Genomic DNA, 19,204 nt, shown 5'->3' with positions numbered 1-19,204 from the left:
ATCTAACTAGCACTATTTGTTATACAAGGTATTTTTTTATGGAACTTGAGCAAATGACTCCTCGCCGCCCTTATTTATTTAGGGCTTTTTATGATTGGATTCTGGATAATGATTTAACTCCCTATATTGTGGTGAATACTTCTATTTATGGAGTATTAGTTCCACAAGAGTTTGTACAGAATAATCAGATTGTTTTAAACATTGCACCACAATCCGTAGGTCAATACATATCGAATAATGAGCAAATTGAATTTAATGCTCGCTTTTCAGGTGTACCACAACATATCGTTGTCCCTATGTCTGCCATCGAAGCGATCTATGCTCGTGAAAATGGAGTAGGAATGGGATTTGAAGATGAACCTCAATATCGAATGTTACAAGACAAGCAAAATAATCAATCCAAAGCACCTCCTGCGAAAAAGACCAATCCATTTAGAGTGGTAAAATAATTTTTTCAATAATAGCATTATAGTTAGAATTTATTTTTAATGCCTATCAATGCCCGCTTAACTAACGGGCAATAGGTAAAATAATTCATGTATTGCCATTGAAAATTCTATCAGTTATCGTTTATCTGATGAAGCGATCAAACGTATTGTTGAGCAATAATAATGATTATTAATAAATTTTCTTCATGTCATGTATGAATATCCCTGAGAACAATTCAAGTAATCGTTTTGAGGAAATTAATATTGAAAGCATGAATAAACAATAACATTGCCATTATGTTTGCACACCCCTACCCACTTTAAGGAATACCGATAACAAGTTTATGAGAGAAAGAAAGTATTGTTGAACAAAGTAACTATCCATAATTAATGGATAATAATGGTTTATTTGCCTGACTTTGTTCTCTGCAAAAATAACCGTTTTTGTTAGCAATGGATTAAGTGTATTTATTGGGAAAATCAGTATATGATATAAAAAATTAACTGATTTAACTGAACATAATGAAAGAAATCGAATTAAAATTTGGAATTGCAACTAACAATATTCATGATTTGAAACTTTTTTTAAATCAATGGACAAGTTGTGATCAAAATGAATTTGAAACCGCTTCAAAAATTCAAAACAACATTAATGAACTAAAGCTTTATAATACTTATTATGATACTCAAGATTACTATTTACGATCAAATGGCTATGGTTTACGTATCAGGGGAACACAAAATAAGTTCGGTAAACAATTTGAAATAACCATAAAACATGGTAACAAAGCTGTTGCTGGTCTACATGAACGTTCTGAATTTAATGCTAATCTACCAGATGACCATCTCGACTTAACATTGCTTCCAAGCAGTGCCTTTCCCAAAGATTGTAATATCACAAATTTACAAAAAATGCTGCACCCTTTATTTTCAACACATTTTGATCGGCAAACATGGTTAATTTCATTTGCTAATAGCGAAATTGAAGTCGCCTTAGATCAAGGAGAAATCATCTCAGATGGTAAATCAAAATTAATACAAGAAGTTGAATTAGAGATAAAACAAGGAAATAAAGATGATTTAATCAACTTTGCCATTGAGTTGAGCAGATTTAATTTACATCTTTTTTCACAAAGTAAGGCGTCACGTGGTTATCGATTATTGAAAAACGTACCACTTAATTGCACACCTTTTTGCTTGCAAATTCAACATGATTTATCAAGTCTATTAAATTTTTGGCAAAAAAACGAAGAGTATGCACTCGAAAATACTGATCTTGCGTTTTATCAACAACTATTACTTCAAATAAGTGAAATTTTAGCTAATCACGATATTGCAAATGAATCTGAATTTAAACAGTGGCAGCAAGCAATCACGAGTATTCATTCCGTTTCTGATTTTGCTTACAGTCCAGTAAATACAGTTTTGAAACTAATGTTAATTGCACAGTTAAATAAAGAGTAATATTAGATGTAGATAAGGTAAGCGAATATCGTCATTAATACGAGAAAAGGATATGTCACAATCTGAAATTTTGAATCAACAAAAGCAGAAAATAACATCACAATTATCACAATGTGATCCAGATTATGTTCAGGATAATCTAAATATTTTGGTGCAAAGTGATTTTCTGGTCGATACTTTCTATCGATATCCTAAGTGGCTTGCAAATATTATTCAATACCCACCACAAGCTGACGAAAGGTCTTATTACCAACAATGGCTTAATGAACAATTAACATCTGTCTCAGATGAAATGGCATTGATGAAAGCATTAAGATTATTTAGACGTTATATGTTAGTAAGGCTTGAATGGTCACAACTAATTCATACCAGTAGCGATGAACAAATATTAACTCAATTAAGTGAACTCGCTGAGGTCATAATTGTAACGGCACGTGATTGGTTATATGAATTAAGTTGTAAAGAGTGGGGAATACCGTATAGTCATCAAGGTAAACGTCAACCTTTGTTGGTATTGGGTATGGGAAAATTAGGAGGAGGAGAACTGAATTTTTCCTCCGATATTGATTTAATTTTTACTTATCCTGAACATGGGCAAACACAAGGTGGTCGGCGAGAACTGGATAATGCTGTATTTTTTACTCGCTTAGGACAACGTTTAATAAAAGTACTCGATAATCTTACCGAAGATGGATTTGTATACCGTGTGGATATGCGATTACGCCCACTTGGAGAGGGAGGACCCTTAGTTTTAAGTTTTTCATCTATGGAAGATTATTACCAAGAACAAGGGCGAGATTGGGAACGTTATGCTATGGTTAAGGTAAAAGTATTAGGAGATCAACAAGATCCCTATAGCAAAGAACTTTACCAAATGCTTAAACCTTTTGTCTATCGTCGTTATATTGATTTTAGTGTTTTACAATCACTGCGTAATATGAAAAGTATGATTGAACGTGAAGTGCGTCGTCGTGGTTTAAAAAACAATATTAAACTAGGCGCGGGTGGCATTCGCGAAATCGAATTTATTGTACAGGTTTTTCAACTGATTCGAGGAGGCCGTGTCATAGGATTACAAACACGTTCCTTACTTACTGCGTTACAGGTAATTGAACAAGAAGCACTGCTTGATACTAATGAAGTTGCTCAATTACGGAACAATTACTTATTTTTACGCCGCTGCGAAAATTTACTGCAAGCGATTAATGATGAGCAAACTCAGACATTACCAGAAGAAGAACTTGACCAAATTCGTTTAGCTACCAATATGGGATTTTCGAATTGGTCAGAATTTAGTCAACAGTTAGCTATTCGTATGCAACAAAATCGCCAGATATTTGATACCCTTATTGGTAACGATGATTCACAATCGATCCCGAGCACAAAACAATATAATGATCTGTTTGATGATCTATGGGTTCCTGATTTGCAATTAAGTGATATACAAGCTGTATTGCCAAACTATTCAGATAGCGAAGCAGAGCAACTTTGTCAAATGCTTATTCAATTTCGTAATGATATTGGTAAACGTACAATAGGTGTACGTGGGCGTGAAATACTCGATCAATTAATGCCTCGTATATTAGATGCTGTTTGTAATGAACCTCAGGCAATCATGGTTTTTTTGCGCATTTTCCCTTTATTGGTAAACATTGTTAGTCGTACGACTTATTTAGAGCTATTGCTCGAATATCCAAGTGCATTAAGGCAGTTGATTCGTTTATGTAGTGCATCCCCAATGATTAGTGATCAACTGGCTCACTATCCAATTTTATTAGATGAATTAATTGATATTAATTCACTTTATCAAACGGTTGCACCTAATGAGTATAAAAGTCAACTTTATCAATACTTATTACGCATTCAAATTGACGATGAAGAACAGCAATTAGAAGCCTTGCGTCAATTTAAACAGATGCAATTATTGCACATTGCCGCAGCCGATGTGGAACATGTATTATCCACTATGAAAGTCAGTGATCACCTGACTTATGTGGCGGAAGCATTACTTGATTTTGTTGTACAAATGGCTTGGAATCAGATGATTGAACGTTATGGTAAACCAGCCCATTTAGCCCATAATGATAAAGGAATAATTGTGGTTGCTTATGGTAAATTAGGCGGTTGGGAGTTGGGATATGGTTCTGATCTGGATTTGGTTTTTCTGCATGATTGTCCTGCAAATAGCCTCACTAATGGTGAGAAACAGATTGATAGTCGCCAATTTTATTTACGCTTGGTTCAACGTATTATTCACTTATTCAATGTGCGTACTAGTTTTGGTATCCTCTATGAAGTGGATGTCAGATTACGCCCACAAGGCGATGCTGGCTTACTCGCATGCAGTTTAGATTCCTTTGCTGATTATCAAATGAATGAAGCATGGACATGGGAACATCAAGCTTTAGTAAGAGCTCGTGCAGTTTATGGTGAAAGTGCCCTAATAAAACGTTTCAACCAAATTCGTCACGACGTGCTTTGCAAACCACGTGATGAAAACCAATTAAAAATTGAAGTTAGGCAAATGCGTGAAAAAATGCGAAATTATTTAGGAACTCACCAAACTGAACTGTTTAACCTCAAAATTGATGAAGGTGGCATTGGTGACATTGAATTTTTATCACAATATTTGGTGCTCAATTATGCTAATACACATCCTAAAATGACCGCTTGGAGTGACAATGTTCGAATATTGGAGTTAGCCACTCATTATCAAATTATGGACAGTCATGAAGCTAAGCAATTAACTCACGCTTATATTAACATGCGTAATAAAATTCATCAGCTTGCGCTGCAATTATTACCAAGTACAGTCAATAATTTACAATTTTATCAAGAAAAACAGATTGTCAATCAGAGTTGGCAAAAGTGGTTAACGTAATAGTTTAGGTGATCCATTATCGGTTAATAGAGGGTAGTTAGCCGATAATGGATATTCACTATTTGAAAGGGGTTATTTTGCTTCTTTCCATAGGATCAAATCTTGCTCTTCAAGTTCTGAGGCATCAAAACTCCTGGTGGGAGCAATCTCTTCGCGGTCAAAAGCAATATCACCGCCATTCACGGCATTATCCCCTTTTTTGATTCCTCTAAAATCAAAAAGGTTAGTGTCACATAAGTGAGACAGAGTAATATTTTGGGTAGCTCGGAACATAGTTTCAATACGACCTGGATATTTTTTATCCCACTCATTTAGCATCTCTTTAATGACTTGACGTTGTAAATTTGGTTGTGAACCACAAAGATTACAAGGAATAATTGGGAACTGCTTAATTTCAGCATATTTGGCAATATCCTTCTCTTTGCAATAAGCAAGGGGACGGATAATAATATGCTCACCAGAATCATTCATCAGTTTGGGAGGCATGGCTTTTAGCTTACCACCATAGAACATATTTAAAAACAGGGTTTCTAAAATATCATCACGATGATGCCCTAATGCTATTTTGGTCGCGCCCAGTTCGGTTGCCGTGCGGTATAATATCCCCCGTCGTAAGCGTGAGCAAAGCGAACAGGTAGTTTTACCTTCAGGGATCTTTTCTTTCACAATACCGTAAGTATTTTCCTGTACGATCTTATACTCAATACCTAATGATTCTAAATATTGAGGTAGAATATGTTCAGGAAATCCTGGTTGCTTTTGATCTAAATTTACCGCTATTAATTCAAAGTTGATCGGTGCGCTCATTTTCAAATTAATAAGGATATCAAGTAGAGTATAGCTATCTTTACCACCTGATAAACATACCATAATACGATCGCCATCTTCGATCATATTAAAATCAGCGATTGCCTCGCCAGTTAAGCGACGCAATCGTTTATGTAATTTATTTTGATTATATGTATTCATCACAATTTTATAGATTACTCAGCACGGCTCATGTAACGACGTTCAGCAATATGAATTTTGATTTTTTCATGGTTATCAATGTATTCAGGTACTTGTATAACAAGACCCGTTGATAATGTGGCTGGTTTAGTGCGAGCACTTGCTGAAGCACCTTTGATGCTTGGTGAGGTTTCAATAATTTCTAAATCTACTGTTTGTGGTAATTCTAAGGCAATCACATCACCATCCGCCATCAACACTTGAATGCCATTCATACCACCTTCTGGAATGAACAGTAACTCTTCTTCAATTTGTTCTTTTTTGAAGATAAATGGCGTATAGTCTTCATTGTCCATAAACACATATTCATCGCCATCGATATAAGAAAAACTGACTGGACGACGAGAAAGTTCAATGGTTTCGATAATATCATCACCTTTGAAACGTTCTTCTACTTTACCTCCGTTTTTTACATCGGTAAAACGCATTTTATACAGTGTACTGGCACCGCGAGCACTAGGACTTTGAACATCGATGTCTTTAACAAGAAGGAGTTTTCCATTGTATGTGACCGCATCGCCACGTTTTATTTCATTTGCTTTAGCCATAATATTTATTCTTCACAATTTATGATAGTAAGGATCAGACAAGGTAAAAATGAGCTCGCTATTTTACCGCTAACTTGCTATTGTCACCATCAAAATTTGTCGAAAAACCTTAAAATAAAGGAAATAGTATGGTTAATGTATATGAATGTCGAAAAAAATGTGGGGCTTGCTGTATTGCACCCTCAATTTCATCCGCAATTCCTGGTATGCCTAATGGCAAACCTGCAGGTATTGCTTGCATTCATTTAGATGATAATTTTCAATGTGGTCTTTTCAAGCAACCATCAAGAACGTTAGTTTGTGGTCGATTAAAACCCTGTTTTGAAATGTGTGGCAATAATCGACAACACGCTATGCATTATTTAACTCAATTAGAACAGTTGACTAGCAATTAAGTATTGCTTAAATTTAACAAACCAGATCGATTATTAGAATTATTTATCTCGAAAAGTTGTTTTTTTGATAAACTTCACCGCACTTCAATATCTAGTAATAAATATCAATAATTATAGAATTAATTTTTGCTATACAGATTAGGAAATATCTTAACTGATAGCTGTTTTTTCTATGAAATTTAATATCAATAAACAGAAGAACATTGTTATGAAAAATAAATTAAAACGAGATTTAAAAGCTCGTCATTTAACGATGATTGCTATCGGTGGTTCAATCGGAACGGGGCTATTTGTTGCATCTGGTGCAACAGTTGCTCAAGCAGGCCCAGGTGGTGCGCTACTTTCATACGCCATTATTGGCGTGATGGTGTATTTTTTAATGACCAGTCTTGGTGAACTTGCCGCCTATTTACCTGTTTCAGGAACATTCGCAACTTATGGTGCACGTTATGTCGATGAAGCATTTGGTTTTGCAATCGGTTGGAACTACTGGTATAACTGGGCAATAACTGTTGCTGTTGATTTAGTTGCCGCTCAGTTGGTTATCTCGTATTGGATTGATGCAGGGGCTTACAGTTGGTTATGGAGTCTACTCTTTTTAAGCATTATATTTTGTTTAAATTATATTTCCGTCAAAGGATTTGGTGAGGCTGAGTTTTGGTTTTCTTTAATTAAAGTCGTCACAGTTATTGTATTTATCGTTGTTGGATTGTTGATGATAATCGGCATTTTACGTGGTGCAGAAAGTGCAGGTTGGCAAAACTGGCAAGTCGGTGATGCGCCTTTTGTCGGTGGATTTTCATCAATGATTGGTGTCGCAATGGTGGTTGGATTTTCATTCCAAGGTACTGAATTAATTGGTATTGCAGCGGGTGAATCAAAGGATCCTGAAAAAAATATCCCAAGAGCTATGCGACAAGTATTTTGGCGTATATTATTATTTTATATCTTTGCAATTTTAGTTATCAGTTTGATTATTCCTTATACTGATCCTAATTTGCTACGCAATGATGAAGCGGATATCAGTGTTAGTCCATTTACATTAGTATTCCAACATGCTGGACTGTTGTCAGCTGCGGCTTTGATGAATGCCGTTATTTTAACTTCAGTTTTATCTGCAGGTAACTCGGGTCTTTATGCATCAACACGTATGCTTTACGCACTAGCTCGAGAAGGAAAAGCACCAAAAATATTTGGTCACTTATCATCATCAGGTGTACCACGTGCAGCATTGTTAGCAACCACATTTGTTGCGATGCTCTGTTTTTTAACTTCAATGTATAAAGATCAAGCCGTTTATTTGTGGTTACTTAATATGTCGGGTATGACAGGATTTATTGCTTGGCTTGGCATTGCTATTAGCCATTATCGTTTTAGAAAGGGTTACCTGATTCAAGGTAATGATGTCAATAAATTGCCTTACCGTTCAAGTTGCTTTCCATTTGGTCCTATTTTTGCCTTTGTATTATGCTTAATTATTACTTTAGGACAAAATTATGAAGCGTTTTTACAAGACACTATAGATTGGAATGGTGTAATTGCCACTTACATTGGTATACCATTATTCTTTGCGATTTATTTTACCTACAAAATAGTCAAAAAGACCAAATGGGTAAAATACGATGAAATGGATTTTTCCAAAGCAGATTAATGCTCCAGATTTTCCAAAACTTCCTAATTTTCCGTCGACGTTTGTCGACGGCCTTTTATTAAGAAAGAGATAAATAATCGGTTGTGTGGATTATTTTGATAACGATATTAGCGACTACGGAATATGATACGTGCTTTAGAGAGATCGTAAGGCGTCATTTCAACAGTTACTTTATCACCAGTTAAAATACGAATGTAATTTTTTCGCATCTTACCAGAAATATGTGCAGTAACAACATGACCATTTTCGAGTTCAACACGGAACATCGTGTTTGGGAGTGTATCAAGTATTGTACCTTGCATTTCAATGTTATCTTCTTTTGCCATTTGGGCCTCTTAAATAATAAATACAAATTAAATATACTTAAATTGCAAATCATATTTCACACGATTAACATGTGCGTGAAAAAACCATAAGCTTTTTCGTTACCATATTGATTGTTTAAAATAGGACTTCGCAAATTACAGCATAAACATAAAAAAACTGAATTTAGAATATATAAACTTAGCGGCAAAATAATGCCGAAAAAACTGTCAGATGTAAAGTCCTTTCTACTTTTTCTTTGTGTTATAAAGTGCATGTTGATGAATATAATGCCAAACTTTAGCTGGCAACAAATTTTTATAGTTTTGTTTAGTGTTGATATTTTGTCTGATTTCCGTAGCTGAAATATTTTCAAGTGGTGTATGAGCAGAAAAAATGTAACCATAAGGAGAATCATGTAAATCTTTAACATTCATTGTCTGATGTGCAGCTATCCAATTTTGTAACTCGATATTATTGGTTTTTTCTGCATAGCCAGGTCTACGACAAATGAGCAAATGGCAATAATCAAGCAGTGTTTGCCATTTATGCCAAGTAGGTAGGCTCAGCAATGAATCTTGACCCATAATAAATGCTAACCCTTTTTCATAACCATTTTCCTGACGCCATTTTTCTAACGTTTCAATTGTATAGGAAGGTCCCTTTAATTTTTCAGATGATATTTCCCGAGTATCAATTGAAAATAAAGGAACATCCTCTATCGCCAAATTTAGCATCGCCAGACGTTGCTCAGTTGTTGCTACTGGCGGTGGTTTATGTGGAGGAGTTTGGTTAGGTAATAAGCTAATTTGGGTTAAGCCAATTTCTTTGGCTAAAGCCATAGCGGGATGTATATGTCCATAATGCACGGGATCAAATGTACCACCTAACAAAGCTGTTAACATTTATTCAATCCCATAAATTGAAGTGTTAGAGCAGATAAAGCATCCCAAATTTGTAATTGATTATCATGTTTAAAACGTATTTCAATTTCAGTCAGTTGCTTGAGTGTATTAAATAGATCTTTAATATCAAAACGATTTAAATAAGCGCTATACATCGGTCTTTTATTTTGCCAAATTTTATATTCGTCAAAAACTTGTTTAAACGATTTGGTTAATAATCCTTTTTTCAAATTGATGAGTAAGATAAGTTCTCGTTGTATAATACGCAGTAAAATTAATGGTTCAAATTCATTCATCTTTAGCTGTTGCATTACATGGACTGCGCGCTTAGTTTTATGTGACATCATTGCATCAATCCAATGATAAGGCGAAAATATTGCTGAATCATTAATATTACTTTCGACTTGATCATAATTGATAGTCTGATTTGGGAACAGTAATTTTAATTGTTCAATAATTTGAGTTAATGCAAGTAAATTACCCTCATAATAGTAACAGAGTAACTCAATTGCCTGTGGTTCAATCTGCATCTGTTTTTGCTGCAGATGATTGATAACCCACTTAGGTAATTGAACCTCATCAGGAGTATTACAACTTACCACAACTAACTTATCAGATAATCTTTTGTACCATGGTGCGTTTTCATTCGTTTTAGTGATTTTATTTACATTAATGATTAAGACAACATCAGAAGTTAACATTTCACTTAACGCATTGAGCTTAGTGGTAATATTGGTATTGATTGAACCTTCACCAAAATCCAATAAAATCAATGTATTGTCAGAAAACAAATTCATTTCTTGGCAACTGTCAAAGATAGCTGACCAATCGGTTTGATTATCTATATTAAACGTGTATGGTTCATTAAATCCTAATTGTTTAAAAGAGGTTTTTAATTGAGTGTGGGCATAGTGTTGTAAATAAGGATCATTCCCTATTATTAAATAATAAGGCGATCCTAATTTTGTTGTGATTTGATCAGCGTTGATTTTAATCATATCAATTTGTTAATTAATGGCATCAACAGATTTTAATTTTCGAATAATTTGTTTGGCTGCTTCCACATACATTTCATCTTCAATCAAATCTTGTTCAGTCGTTTTCGCAAGCGCGGCTGATGGATTATCGAAAAATGTTCGGAAAACACGAACATTAATTGGGTAAATTTTTTCATTTTCGATAATCACTTGTGTCTCAACAGTTAAAACTAATTGATATTCCGCTGCTTTACCATCTTTATAAATTGATATTGTGCTACGATTTAATGAATCTCTTACGACCTTTAATACTGGATGATTTTGTGAATCCCCAGTATTGGCTAACGTAACGTGATTATCGCGTAACAATTCTTTAATATCTCGTGAAAGCCGTCCATAAGGATCATGACTTACATAAGACATCGTTTTAAAACGTGTTGGCACTTCTGTCTCGTGTTGTAAATGAAATCCACATCCAGTTAAGGATATTGTTAATAACATGAGAAAAGCTAAATATTTTTTCATATCCACTACCGCCTATATTGAGTTATAAACAATATTAACCAACAACAAGATTTAATAATTTACCAGGCACATAAATCACTTTTCGAATCGAAACATCAACCAAATATTTTTGGATATTGGGTTCTTGTTTAGCTTGTTCTATGACCGAATCTTGATCCGCATTTGCTGGTACGGTAAATTTGCCGCGTACTTTACCATTGATTTGTATCACAATGAGTTTTTCATCCTCAACCATTGCTGAATCATCTGCAACTGGCCATTGGCTATCATCAATGGATTGGCTGTGTCCTAACGCTTGCCACATCACAAAACAAGCATGAGGCATCATAGGATAAAGTAAACGAACAATAGCATTTAACGCTTCGTTCATTAATGCACGATCTTGTTCAGATTCTTGAGGTGCTTTTTGCAAGCGATTCATAAATTCCATTACCGCCGCAATTGCAGTATTAAATGTTTGACGGCGACCAATGTCATCACTTACTTTGGCAATCGTTTTATGTAATTCACGACGTAATGATTTCTGATTGTTGTCAAGTGAGGCAACATTAAGCTCTGCTGTTTGGCCTTTTTGTGCATGCTCATACACTAGACGCCATACACGTTTAATGAAGCGATTGGCACCTTCAACACCTGATTCTTGCCATTCAAGGGTCATATCAGCAGGTGAGGCAAACATCATAAATAAGCGAACAGTATCTGCACCGTATTTTTCGACCATCTCTTGCGGGTCAATACCATTATTCTTGGATTTTGACATCTTTGTCATACCTGCATGCACAAGTTCATTACCTTTATTATCAACAGCTTTAGCAATACGACCTTTTTCATCACGCTCAATGGTCACCTCTGTTGGTGATACCCAAATACGTTCATTCGTTGGACTGGTGTAATAAAATGCATCAGCTAATACCATGCCTTGGCAAAGTAAACGTTTGGCTGGTTCGTCAGATGTGACTAAACCAAAATCACGCATTAACTTATGAAAGAATCTGAAATAAAGAAGATGCATAATCGCATGCTCAATACCGCCTACATACTGATCGACAGGTAACCAATAATTCGCTGCTTTTTCATCTAACATGCCTTTGTCATAGTGAGGGCAAGTATAACGCGCGTAGTACCAAGATGATTCCATAAACGTGTCGAAAGTGTCGGTTTCGCGTAAGGCGGGTTGACCATTAACCATAGTTTTAGCCCAGTTAGGATCGGCTTTAATTGGGCTTGTGATACCATTCATTTCGACATCTTCTGGTAAGATAACAGGCAATTGATCTTCCGGTGTTGGAATCGTGGTGCCATCTTCTAGAGTAACCATTGGAATTGGTGCACCCCAATAGCGTTGGCGTGAAACGCCCCAATCGCGTAAGCGATAATTGACTTTCCGAGTACCAATACCAAGAGCAGTTAGCTTATCTGCAATCGCATTGAATGCTTGCTCAAAATCAAGGCCATTAAATTCGCCAGAATTAAATAATTTACCATGTTCGGTATAAGCTTGCTTAGAAAGATCGGGTGCATTACCTTCTTGGTTCAAAATAACCGGTTTAATTGGTAGGTTATATTTAGTAGCAAATTCGTAATCACGCTCATCGTGCCCCGGTACTGCCATAACTGCACCAGTACCATACTCAATTAGTACAAAATTAGCGATCCAAACTGGCACTTTATTGCCAGTTAATGGATGAATGGCATAATAGCCCGTTGGCATACCTTTCTTTTCCATCGTCGCCATATCAGCTTCAGCAGTTTTAGTGTTTTTACATTCGGCAATAAATTCAGCAAGTTTAGCATCGCTTTGAGCGGCTAATTGTGCAAGAGGGTGTTCTGCTGCAACTGACACAAAACTTACGCCCATTAAAGTATCAGGACGGGTCGTATAAACACGTAATTTATCCGCATAGTTTTCGACGGCGAAATCAAATTCAACGCCCTCTGAGCGCCCAATCCAATTACGTTGCATAGTCCTAACTTGTTCAGGCCAGCTTTCTAAGGTATCCAAATCATTAAGCAACTCTTCTGCATATGCCGTAATTTTGATAAACCATTGTGGTATCTCTTTACGTTCAACTGGGGTACTGCAACGCCAACAGCAACCTTCAATGACTTGTTCATTAGCAAGTACGGTTTGATCATTAGGACACCAGTTGACGGCAGACGTTTTTTTATAGACTAAACCTTTTTCATACAGCTTAGTAAAAAACCATTGTTCCCATTTATAATATTCAGGGCGGCAAGTCGTAACTTCGCGATCCCAATCATAACCAAAACCTAACAATTGTAACTGCTTTTTCATATAAGCAATATTTTCATAGGTCCATTTTGCTGGAGCAGTATTGTTCTTAACCGCTGCACCTTCAGCGGGTAAACCAAATGCATCCCAGCCAATTGGTTGCAATACATTTTTGCCATTTAAGCGTTGATAACGTGAAATGGTATCGCCGATTGTGTAGTTACGAACATGACCAAGATGTAAACGCCCAGAAGGGTAAGGTAGCATTGATAAACAGTAATATTTTTCTTTGGATGGATCTTCTGTAACGTGGAAAGTTTTATTTTCTAGCCAATGTTGTTGTACGGCGGCTTCTATTTCATCGGGGCGATATTGTTCTTGCATGACGAATTAATGTCCTATCTATTATTGCTAATAAAAATAATTTGCTAATTGTATTGGTTATTGTAGTGTTTTACAAACGTTATATGCATGGTTTGTCTGAATTGTTAAGCAAAAAGAAGAAGGGGCAGTTGACTAAAAGCATTAACTGATAGAAATGAATAATCTACATATAATGGTTTTTCAGATTATGGCAAAAATAATAAGCGGAGTTGATCTCCGCTTATTAAGTTTTAACCGCCATTAAATACACTGGTCAATCTCGATAATAATGATTTTTGCTCTTCTTTAGGCATATTTTCAAAATTCGCTTGAATTAACTCATCGACTTTTTGGGTTTCGTTAGCTAAGCCCAATTCATTATAAGCATTGCGCATCAATAAAAGTGCTTTTTTCGTTGAGTCTGTGTCAGGAAATAACGATATCATTCGGCTTACCCGATTAATTACTGCAACGTAAGCACCACGTTTAGTGTAATACTCTGCAATTTTTAATTGGTACCGAGATAATCTATTTTTCAGATAGATCAAACGTTTCTGGGCATCAGCAGCGTAAGGACTGTCTGGAAAACTTGAAACAAGATAGGTAAAATCCTTGAACGCAGCCATAGCAAAATCAGGATCTCTATCGGAACGATCGACGTTAAACCAACCTTGGATAGTATTATCATCTTGTGCCATGTTAGTGATACCGCGCATGTAGATAATCCAATCTATATTGGGATGAGTTGGATTCAATTTTAAAAATCGGTCAATTGACGCAATAGTCAATGGAAAATCACCGGATTTATAATAGGCATAAATTAAGTCAAGCTGTACTTGTTGTGAATAAGGACCAAATGGATAGTTCTTATCGATTGTCTCTAATATGGTAATACTGGATTTTATGTTACCACTTTCGAGTTCACTTCGAGCTTTGTTATGTAGATCTAATTCTGATACATTTTCAACATCTGGCTTAGAAGAAGTACAGCCAATTAGCATGCTAGCTAAAGTGATTGCTAATAAAGTGTGTAAACGTAGTTTCATTCGGTTTTCAGTCCAAATTTAATTAAACATTAAAGGCAATGATTGGTATATAATACTCTAAATCCTAACAGCTTAAAATAGATAAATTACACATGCACGAGTTAAAATTATCGACCGAAATTGAACACACCCAGCTAGGAATGCGCTTAGATCAAGCGTTATCAGAACTTTTCCCTGATTACTCAAGATCGAGAATTAAAGATTGGATCGTTAATAATAAAGTTACAGTCAACAATATCATTGTCAATAAACCGAAAGAACGTGTTCTTGGTGGTGAAAAAATATGCATAAACGCTGAAATTGAGGAAGAAACTTATCATCAGCCAGAAGATATCAAACTTAATATTGTTTATGAAGATGATGATATTTTAGTGATTAATAAGCCTCGAGATTTGGTTGTGCATCCGGGCGCAGGTAACCCCAATGGCACTGTATTAAATGCTTTATTGCATTATTACCCAGAAATATCGCGTGTACCACGTGCGGGTATTGTTCATCGATTAGATAAAGACACAACTGGTTTAATGGTTGTCGCAAAAACAATTGTAGCCCAAACGCATTTAGTTGAATCATTACAACTGCGCGAAATCACCCGTGAATATGAAGCAGTAGCAATGGGAATTATTACCGCAGGTGGCACAGTTGATCAACCGATCACACGGCATCCCACTAAACGAACACATATGGCGGTATTCCCGACAGGTAAACCTGCGGTAACACATTATCGAGTAATGGAAAGATATCGATTACATACGCGTTTACGCTTACGTTTAGAAACCGGGCGAACTCACCAAATCCGTGTGCATATGTCACATATAGCACATCCACTGGTTGGTGATCCATTATATGGAGGACGTCCGAGACCGCCAAAAGGTGCCAATGAATCGTTGATTCAAAACTTACGTAATTTTGATCGGCAAGCACTGCATGCTACTATGTTACGTCTATTCCATCCTGTTACAGGTGAACAGATGGAGTGGCATGCGCCTCTTCCTGAAGATATGCAAAACTTAATTCTAGCATTACAGGAAGATACTGAACTTCACAAAGATGAACTGGATTGGTAACCAAGATGATCAAATCGATTTACCCTTATTGGACTGCACCTAAAAATATTCATGCGTTTACTACAACCAGAACTGGTGGTGTCAGTTTAGCGCCATTTGCCAGTTTAAATTTGGGTAATCGTACTGATGATAATTTAGAGCATGTTGCTGAAAATCGCAAACGTATCATTCGCGCCCAGCAGATACCAAGTGAACCTTATTGGCTTACTCAAACGCATAGCACTACAGCATTGGATATTTCACAAATTACTCTACAAGCGCCAACAGGCATGATAAATACTCATCGAACATTTGAAGCCGATGCTTCTTATACCCATCAACCAAAGCAAGTTAGTGTCGTGCTAACAGCGGACTGTATGCCTGTATTATTTTGTTCGATAAAAGGGGATGAAGTTGCTGCTGCACATGCGGGTTGGCGAGGGTTATGTTATGGTATTTTAGAAGAAACGGTTAAAAAATTTGCGTGCCCAACCAATGAAATATTAGCTTGGATGGGACCCGCCATCAGTGTAAAAAAATTTGAGGTAGGTGTTGAAGTCAAACATCAATTTGAAAAAATCGATTCTAACGCTAAGCTGGCTTTCACTTTAATTAATCCAACTGAGAAAAAATATCTGGCTGATTTGTATCTAATAGCCAAACAACGTCTGCAAGCTATGGGAGTTGTTAATGTGTTTGGTGGTGACTACTGCACCTACACTGAACAAGATAAATTTTTTTCATATCGTCGTGAAAATAAGACGGGTCGAATGGCATCGATGATTTGGTTTGACTGAACCGTAAAGTAGGATGCTACATAAAAATACGATCTAGCATTTATAGCATAATCTAATTTCAATTGAAATCAATAAGAAATATTGACCTATTGAATATTGCAAATCCGATTTTGCTGGATTTAGGCTATGATATTGTGAATATGCTCAATCATGTCCGAGTCAAAATCGTTTATTAAAGCTTTATAACATTTAAAAAATGAAATTTAACCAAAACCAAAAGATCCATCTGATAGAAACAAAGTCTATTTAGAATCTGACTTGTTGCTGAAAAATGAAATTTAAGGGATAAAAATAAAATGAAGCGGTATAGACTCCTGAATATTTTTTACAAATTGTTCGTGATGGTTTATTAAGGCTTTTGCAATAAAAGCCTTAATTAGAAAAGATATCCATATGATAAAAAACAAATTCAAGCTGAAACAAGCAAAACTTCAATCTAATTTTGGATGTTGATCGACTAAATCTTGCCGCTGTTCCTGCAGATTTTCGATTTGTTCATCGATATCTTCCACTTTTTGCTCGATGGAATCAAAGTGATTCGATAAGATCTCTTTTGCTTCAGAACGATCTGATGCCGCAGGCGTTGCACCTCGTAGTGGTTGATTGGCGGTTTCTCTCATTTTTATACCAGTAAGCAATCCTATTAATGCAACAATCATTAAGTAATAAGCGGGCATGTAGAGGTTATTTGTCTCTTCCACTAACCAAGCGGCAACAGTTGGTGTTGCGCCAGCAATCAACACTGAAACATTAAATGAGATAGCCAAGGCACTGTAACGGATATTGGTTGGAAAGATGGCTGGTAAAATTGATGCCATTACTCCTGTAAAACAGTTTAGCAAAACCGCCAATATCAATAATCCTAAAAAAATAAGGCCAATCACATCACTGTTAATCATTACAAAGGCAGGATAGGAAAGAATAAGTAATCCAAGACTTCCTCCTATTATAAAGGGTCTACGTCCTATTTTATCACTAATTAACCCTATCATTGGTTGTACAAATAACATGCCAATCATAATAGCAATAATTATTAATACTCCATGATCAGTATGATAATTTAAATTGTGTGATAAGTAACTTGGCATATAGGTTAGAAGCATGTAATAGGTGACATTAGTCACAATAACTAATCCAACACAAACAAATAAACTTTTCCAATACTGAGTAATGATTTTTTTGAAAGTCATTTTAGGTGGATTTGCGACATGGGTTTGTTCGTTTTTATCCATTGAATCAGTATGTTGTACAAATGCTGGCGTTTCTTCTAATGCATGGCGTAAATATAGACCAATTAGCCCTAATGGCAGAGCAAATAAAAATGGGATCCGCCATCCCCAGTATTGGAAGTTAGCATCACTGAGGAGAGTTGATAATAGCACTACTAAGCCAGCGCCCACTAGAAACCCTGCAATAGAGCCAAAATCCAGCCAACTGCCCATAAATCCTCGTTTACGGTCTGGCGAGTACTCAGCCACAAAAATGGCGGCACCAGAATATTCACCGCCAATCGAAAAGCCTTGTGCTAATTTAGCTAACAATAATAATATTGGTGCGGTAATACCAATTGATGCATAGGAAGGAATCAACCCAATACAAAATGTACTTAATGACATGATAATGATGGTGATAGAAAGTACTTTTTGGCGACCAAATTTATCGCCTAATATGCCAAATACTAATCCCCCCAATGGTCGAACTAAAAAAGGCACCGAGAAAGTTGCTAATGCAGCAACCACTTGTACATTTGGTGAAGCATTAGGAAAAAAAACTTGTCCTAATACATAAGCTAAAAAGCCATAAACACCAAAATCAAACCATTCCATTGCGTTACCAAGTGCTGCTGCAATGATGGCTTTTTTTAATTTGCTGTCATCAATAATAGTTATGTCATTTATGTTCAATGGGTGATTTTTCGGTTTTATAGTTTTCTTCATAAAATACCGCCTTTCTTCATACAATAAATGAAACAGAGTGAATTGGTTGCTAATCAATAACTATCTAATAAAATTTAAATTATTTATTAACTGCGTGGTATTCATTTAAATATTTTTGATGAAAAATTAAGTAAAGATAAAAAGAGGATATTAAAAAGCAAAATTGATGTTTTGTTGATGCATTTTAAATTAACTGAATCTCGACAAAACCATCCCTTTTCATAAAAATTAGGTGCTGATTATAGCAAAATGCCCCAATTATGTAAAATGCACACAATTAACAGTTTAATTTTTTTATTAAATTATTAACCTGTATTTATTCATAAACGTTACAGTTAGACAATCATGTAAATGACTGATTGCTAGTCATTTGGCGATTGAAAAATGATCTATAAAGAAGTATTTTATAGCCTAGCTTAATAATTATGATCAATTGTTTACATCACTAATATGTAGTTCAAAATAGCAAAATTGTTTTTGCCGTGCACATGAAATATATCGAGGATAACATGGATAAAGGATTAACCCATCTGATCAATCCATTGGAAAATGGTTTAAGTCATGGTTTAAAACATGGATTAAAGCGCAGTCTGAAGAAAGGCACCGTCCATAATCGCTATACCTTAACTGTCGATGGTCAAAGCGCGCCGATTTCGGTTTTACAGGTTGCCGGCAATGAACAACTCAACCAGCCCTG

16 protein-coding genes and 1 pseudogene are annotated in these 19,204 nt (G+C 35.8%); 8 read left to right on the top strand and 9 right to left on the bottom strand.

Annotation, left to right across the window (positions count from 1 at the left end):
• Positions 1 to 38: 38 nt before the first annotated feature.
• The 3 genes from J3U13_RS04565 (at position 39) to glnE (ending at position 4,773) form a co-directional block, all read left to right on the top strand.
• Positions 39 to 449 (top strand): ClpXP protease specificity-enhancing factor, encoded by a 411-nt coding sequence (locus tag J3U13_RS04565; protein WP_267340446.1) that lies wholly within the window; start codon positions 39 to 41, stop codon positions 447 to 449.
• Between the two features lie 501 nt (positions 450 to 950).
• Positions 951 to 1,892 (top strand): inorganic triphosphatase, encoded by a 942-nt coding sequence (locus J3U13_RS04560; RefSeq protein WP_267340445.1) that lies wholly within the window; start codon positions 951 to 953, stop codon positions 1,890 to 1,892.
• Between the two features lie 52 nt (positions 1,893 to 1,944).
• A complete protein-coding gene (gene glnE / locus J3U13_RS04555; RefSeq protein ID WP_267340444.1) occupies positions 1,945 to 4,773 on the top strand; it encodes a bifunctional [glutamate--ammonia ligase]-adenylyl-L-tyrosine phosphorylase/[glutamate--ammonia-ligase] adenylyltransferase in 2,829 nt (942 codons plus the stop codon).
• A 72-nt stretch (positions 4,774 to 4,845) separates the two neighbouring features.
• On the opposite strand, the gene ttcA is transcribed toward glnE, so the two are convergent.
• Together ttcA and yeiP are read right to left on the bottom strand one after the other, a co-directional pair.
• On the bottom strand, positions 4,846 to 5,742 hold the full coding sequence (gene ttcA, locus J3U13_RS04550; protein ID WP_267340442.1) for a tRNA 2-thiocytidine(32) synthetase TtcA: 897 nt from the start codon (positions 5,740 to 5,742) through the stop codon (positions 4,846 to 4,848).
• 14 nt (positions 5,743 to 5,756) lie between these two features.
• Positions 5,757 to 6,329 carry an elongation factor P-like protein YeiP gene (gene yeiP / locus J3U13_RS04545; protein WP_267340441.1) on the bottom strand — a complete coding sequence of 191 codons (573 nt, stop codon included), beginning with the start codon at positions 6,327 to 6,329 and terminating at the stop codon, positions 5,757 to 5,759.
• 128 nt (positions 6,330 to 6,457) lie between these two features.
• Here yeiP and J3U13_RS04540 point away from each other — a divergent pair, with 128 nt between their 5' ends.
• Together J3U13_RS04540 and J3U13_RS04535 are read left to right on the top strand one after the other, a co-directional pair.
• Positions 6,458 to 6,724 carry a hypothetical protein gene (locus J3U13_RS04540; protein WP_267340440.1) on the top strand — a complete coding sequence of 89 codons (267 nt, stop codon included), beginning with the start codon at positions 6,458 to 6,460 and terminating at the stop codon, positions 6,722 to 6,724.
• A gap of 172 nt (positions 6,725 to 6,896) precedes the next feature.
• Positions 6,897 to 8,375: an amino acid permease gene (locus tag J3U13_RS04535; RefSeq protein WP_267340439.1), complete on the top strand. Its 1,479-nt coding sequence runs from the start codon at positions 6,897 to 6,899 to the stop codon at positions 8,373 to 8,375.
• Between the two features lie 107 nt (positions 8,376 to 8,482).
• On the opposite strand, the gene infA is transcribed toward J3U13_RS04535, so the two are convergent.
• The 6 genes and pseudogenes from infA to bamD all read right to left on the bottom strand — a co-directional run.
• The gene (gene infA, locus J3U13_RS04530) at positions 8,483 to 8,701 is read right to left on the bottom strand and encodes a translation initiation factor IF-1 (RefSeq protein ID WP_025315083.1); all 219 of its coding nucleotides are present in this window, start codon (positions 8,699 to 8,701) and stop codon (positions 8,483 to 8,485) included.
• Between the two features lie 225 nt (positions 8,702 to 8,926).
• Complete coding sequence (gene nadD, locus J3U13_RS04525; RefSeq protein ID WP_267340438.1) at positions 8,927 to 9,583, bottom strand: nicotinate-nucleotide adenylyltransferase; 657 nt, start codon at positions 9,581 to 9,583, stop codon at positions 8,927 to 8,929.
• A complete protein-coding gene (gene holA / locus J3U13_RS04520) occupies positions 9,577 to 10,581 on the bottom strand; it encodes a DNA polymerase III subunit delta (protein WP_267340436.1) in 1,005 nt (334 codons plus the stop codon). Before holA ends, nadD begins: the two co-directional genes overlap by 7 nt.
• A 9-nt stretch (positions 10,582 to 10,590) precedes the next feature.
• Positions 10,591 to 11,085 carry an LPS assembly lipoprotein LptE gene (lptE, locus tag J3U13_RS04515; RefSeq protein WP_267340435.1) on the bottom strand — a complete coding sequence of 165 codons (495 nt, stop codon included), beginning with the start codon at positions 11,083 to 11,085 and terminating at the stop codon, positions 10,591 to 10,593.
• 34 nt (positions 11,086 to 11,119) lie between these two features.
• Positions 11,120 to 13,702: a leucine--tRNA ligase gene (gene leuS, locus J3U13_RS04510; RefSeq protein WP_267340433.1), complete on the bottom strand. Its 2,583-nt coding sequence runs from the start codon at positions 13,700 to 13,702 to the stop codon at positions 11,120 to 11,122.
• A gap of 302 nt (positions 13,703 to 14,004) precedes the next feature.
• Positions 14,005 to 14,727, bottom strand: a pseudogene (gene bamD, locus J3U13_RS04505) (outer membrane protein assembly factor BamD); the annotation flags it as partial.
• Between the two features lie 92 nt (positions 14,728 to 14,819).
• Between bamD and rluD the strand changes: the two are divergent.
• Entirely contained in the window at positions 14,820 to 15,794 is a 975-nt protein-coding gene (gene rluD / locus J3U13_RS04500) for a 23S rRNA pseudouridine(1911/1915/1917) synthase RluD (RefSeq protein ID WP_267340430.1), read from the top strand.
• Between the two features lie 8 nt (positions 15,795 to 15,802).
• Positions 15,803 to 16,570 carry a peptidoglycan editing factor PgeF gene (gene pgeF / locus J3U13_RS04495; RefSeq protein ID WP_416380314.1) on the top strand — a complete coding sequence of 256 codons (768 nt, stop codon included), beginning with the start codon at positions 15,803 to 15,805 and terminating at the stop codon, positions 16,568 to 16,570.
• A gap of 431 nt (positions 16,571 to 17,001) precedes the next feature.
• Here pgeF and proP read toward each other — a convergent pair whose 3' ends face one another.
• Positions 17,002 to 18,507: a glycine betaine/L-proline transporter ProP gene (proP, locus tag J3U13_RS04490; RefSeq protein WP_267340426.1), complete on the bottom strand. Its 1,506-nt coding sequence runs from the start codon at positions 18,505 to 18,507 to the stop codon at positions 17,002 to 17,004.
• A gap of 509 nt (positions 18,508 to 19,016) precedes the next feature.
• Here proP and J3U13_RS04485 point away from each other — a divergent pair.
• Positions 19,017 to 19,204, top strand: a 188-nt coding sequence (locus J3U13_RS04485) for a hypothetical protein (RefSeq protein WP_267340424.1), incomplete at its 3' end; no start/stop codon positions are given.

The organism is Gilliamella sp. B2887 (genome assembly GCF_026537015.1).
In the GTDB taxonomy this organism is placed as follows: Bacteria; Pseudomonadota; Gammaproteobacteria; order Enterobacterales; family Orbaceae; genus Gilliamella.
The sequence above is the reverse complement of the archived record's forward strand: the minus strand, read 5'-3'. Positions and strand labels throughout refer to the sequence as shown.

Bases quoted from the DNA above. Each gene is read 5' to 3' on its own strand.
- J3U13_RS04565 (WP_267340446.1), top strand. From the start codon at position 39: ATGGAACTTGAGCAAATGACTCCTCGCCGCCCTTATTTATTTAGGGCT.
- J3U13_RS04560 (WP_267340445.1), top strand. From the start codon at position 951: ATGAAAGAAATCGAATTAAAATTTGGAATTGCAACTAACAATATTCAT.
- glnE (WP_267340444.1), top strand. From the start codon at position 1,945: ATGTCACAATCTGAAATTTTGAATCAACAAAAGCAGAAAATAACATCA.
- ttcA (WP_267340442.1), bottom strand. From the start codon at position 5,742: ATGAATACATATAATCAAAATAAATTACATAAACGATTGCGTCGCTTA.
- yeiP (WP_267340441.1), bottom strand. From the start codon at position 6,329: ATGGCTAAAGCAAATGAAATAAAACGTGGCGATGCGGTCACATACAAT.
- J3U13_RS04540 (WP_267340440.1), top strand. From the start codon at position 6,458: ATGGTTAATGTATATGAATGTCGAAAAAAATGTGGGGCTTGCTGTATT.
- J3U13_RS04535 (WP_267340439.1), top strand. From the start codon at position 6,897: ATGAAATTTAATATCAATAAACAGAAGAACATTGTTATGAAAAATAAA.
- infA (WP_025315083.1), bottom strand. From the start codon at position 8,701: ATGGCAAAAGAAGATAACATTGAAATGCAAGGTACAATACTTGATACA.
- nadD (WP_267340438.1), bottom strand. From the start codon at position 9,583: ATGTTAACAGCTTTGTTAGGTGGTACATTTGATCCCGTGCATTATGGA.
- holA (WP_267340436.1), bottom strand. From the start codon at position 10,581: ATGATTAAAATCAACGCTGATCAAATCACAACAAAATTAGGATCGCCT.
- lptE (WP_267340435.1), bottom strand. From the start codon at position 11,085: ATGAAAAAATATTTAGCTTTTCTCATGTTATTAACAATATCCTTAACT.
- leuS (WP_267340433.1), bottom strand. From the start codon at position 13,702: ATGCAAGAACAATATCGCCCCGATGAAATAGAAGCCGCCGTACAACAA.
- rluD (WP_267340430.1), top strand. From the start codon at position 14,820: ATGCACGAGTTAAAATTATCGACCGAAATTGAACACACCCAGCTAGGA.
- proP (WP_267340426.1), bottom strand. From the start codon at position 18,507: ATGAAGAAAACTATAAAACCGAAAAATCACCCATTGAACATAAATGAC.